This is a genomic window from Geomonas sp. (assembly GCF_035254065.1).
GTDB lineage: Bacteria > Desulfobacterota > Desulfuromonadia > Geobacterales > Geobacteraceae > Geomonas.
Map to the genome: position 1 here is coordinate 1 of NZ_DATFBA010000082.1, position 2,889 is coordinate 2,889.

General features: G+C 66.1%; 3 protein-coding genes. All 3 read left to right on the forward strand.

Going from position 1 to position 2,889, the window contains the following annotated elements; genetic code table 11:
- On the forward strand, nt 1-542 hold a 542-nt coding region (locus tag VJ604_RS04370), incomplete at its 5' end, for an EAL domain-containing protein (RefSeq protein ID WP_324080161.1).
- 13 nt (nt 543-555) lie between these two features.
- Nucleotides 556-1,146 carry a DNA-3-methyladenine glycosylase I gene (locus VJ604_RS04375; protein ID WP_324080162.1) on the forward strand — a complete coding sequence of 197 codons (591 nt, stop codon included), beginning with the start codon at nt 556-558 and terminating at the stop codon, nt 1,144-1,146.
- A gap of 94 nt (nt 1,147-1,240) precedes the next feature.
- A complete protein-coding gene (gene pyk / locus VJ604_RS04380; RefSeq protein ID WP_324080163.1) occupies nt 1,241-2,692 on the forward strand; it encodes a pyruvate kinase in 1,452 nt (483 codons plus the stop codon).
- Nucleotides 2,693-2,889 lie beyond the last annotated feature (197 nt).

Genomic DNA, 2,889 nt, shown 5'->3' on the forward strand with positions numbered 1-2,889 from the left:
GCTGGCAGCAAAGCCGCGGCGGGCTGAAGGTGGCCATCAACATCTCCGGGAGGCAGTTCAGCCATCCCGGCTTCCTGGACTCGGTGGCCCGGGCCATCGAGGAGAGCTCGGTGGCACCCTCCCTGATCGAGCTGGAGTTCACCGAGAGCGTCATCATGGGGAAGGCCGACCGCAACGTCGATGCCCTGCGGGCGCTGAAGGAGATGGGGGTGCAGCTCGCCATCGACGACTTCGGCACCGGCTACTCCTCCCTGAGCTACTTGAAGCACTTCCCCATCGACGCCATCAAGATCGACCGCTCCTTCATCGCCGAGCTGGACAGCAACAGCGATGACGTCGCCATCACCGAGGCCATCATCTCCCTGGCCCACTCCCTGAAGCTCAAGGTGGTGGCCGAGGGGGTCGAGAACGAGGCCCAGCTCCAGTTCCTGCGCGCCCGCCACTGCGACGGCGCCCAGGGGTACTACTTCGCCGCGCCCATGCCCGCGGAGGGCCTCTGGGAACGGATGTCCAGCGGCAGCGGGCAGGACAGCGCAGCCTGACAGGGGGCAATCGATGCCCGAAGCGGCAAGCACCGAAGCTCCGCGCTGCCCGTGGGCCGGCAGCGATCCCCTCTACCGGGCCTATCACGACACCGAGTGGGGGGTGCCCGTCCACGACGACCGCCTGCTGTTCGAATTCCTGACCCTGGAAGGGGCCCAGGCAGGCCTCTCCTGGCTCACCATCCTGCGCAAGCGCGAGGGGTACCGGCGCGCCTTCGCCGGCTTCGATCCGGAGAAGGTGGCCCGCTTCGGCGAGGCGGAGGTGGCCCGGCTCCTTACTGACCCGGCCATCGTCAGGAACCGACTGAAGATCGGTTCCACGGTGGACAATGCACGGGCCTTTTTGACGCTACGCGACCAGGAAGGCTCCTTCGATGCTTACCTCTGGCGCTTCGTGGACGGCACTCCAGTGCAAAACGCCTGGCGCACCCTCGCCGAGGTCCCCGCCTCCACCCCGCTCTCCGACGCCCTGAGCCGCGACCTGAAGCGGCGCGGATTCCGCTTCGTCGGGAGCACCATCTGCTACTCCCTCCTGCAGGCCACCGGCCTGGTCAACGACCACCTCACCGATTGTTTCCGCTGGCGCGAGCTGGGTGGCCATTAGCGTTTGCCTATCTTTCCCGTTTCAGATACTTTTATAAGGCGGCAGCCGCCGCCATACCCCAACTGAACAGGAAGGATACGCGCGCATGCTCCACATGTACCGTCGTACCAAGATCGTCGCCACCGTCGGACCGGCCAGCGAGACACCGGAGAGGCTCAACGCCCTCTTCGAGGCCGGTGTGGACGTTTTTCGGCTTAATTTCTCGCACGGTGACCACCCCTCCAAGGCCGTGGTCATCCGCCTGATCAGGGAGCTCTCCCGGCGCCACATGCGCGCGGTATCCATCCTGGCCGACCTCCAGGGGCCGAAGATCCGCACTGGTCGCATGCTGGGTGGAACCTTGAGGCTCACCACGGGCAGCGAGGTGACCGTCACCACCAGGGACGTGCTGGGAGAGGACCACCTGATCCCCACCATCTACCAGGGGCTTCCCCACGACGTCGGCCCGGGTGACCGGATCCTGTTGGACGACGGCTTGATGGAGCTGCGGGTGCTGGCCGTGGAAGGGGAGGACGTGCGCTGCAGCGTGGTCACCGGGGGGATCCTCAAGGACCGCAAGGGGATGAACCTTCCCGGCGCCAAGATTTCGGCACCCGCCCTGACCGAGAAGGACCGCGAGGACCTCGATTTCTGCATAGGTGAGGAGGTCGACTACATCGCCCTTTCCTTCGTCCGCCAACCCAGCGACGTGCTGGAGCTCAAGGAGTTGCTGAGAGCGCAGGACTCGGAGCTCAGGGTGATCGCCAAGATCGAGAAGCCGGAGGCGGTGACCAATTTCGACGCCATCCTGGACGCCTCGGACGGCATCATGGTGGCCCGCGGCGACCTGGGGGTGGAAATCAACCCGGAAAAGGTGCCGCTCATCCAGAAGCGGATCATCCGCGCCTGCAACCAGGCCGGCAAGCCGGTGATCACCGCCACCCAGATGCTGGAGAGCATGGTTCACAACCCCAGGCCGACCAGGGCGGAGACCTCCGACGTGGCCAACGCCATCCTGGACGGCACCGACGCCGTCATGCTCTCCGCTGAGACCGCCTCCGGCGACTACCCCCTCGAGGCCGTCTACATGATGGTGCAGGTGGCGGCCGACGTGGAGGGGGATCCCGAGCTGGAAGCGCAGGTCTTCAGAAGGGTTCCCGAGGAGGGGGTAAGCCAGCTGGCCGAGGTGATCGGTCAGGCCGCCTGCCGGGTCGCCGAAAGCGTCAACGCCGCCGCCATCCTCGCCTTCACCCAGACCGGCTCCACCGCAGCCCTGGTCTCCAAGTACCGGCCGCACGTCCCCATCATCGCGGTAACCCCCCATCAGAAGGTCCGCCGCAGGATGGCCCTCTACGCCGGCGTCCACTCCCTCAGGGTCGACATCGAGGGGGATACCGAGGCACAGATCCGCTCGGTGGAGGAGGCCGTGCTGGCTACCGGCGCCTTCAAGGCGGGAGAGCTGGTGGTCATCACCATGGGGAGCCCGCTCTCCTCCCCGGGCACCACCAACCTGCTGAAGATCCACCGGCTGGGGCAGCCGGGGGCAGGCGTGCCGTCCAACTCATAGACGGGCTCTAGTCGCTCGTCTTATGAGTGCTGCTCACATTTATTAAGGTGTCTGGCAATTCCCCGCCGACTCAAAAGAACGTCTCTCGTCCGAGGTCCCCTCTCCCGAAGGGGGAGGGCTAGGGAGGGGGAACCACGCCACGGTTGCCAGCAGTGCCTCCCCGCCGCACCCTCCCTTCCTAAGGAGGAGCGGCCCGG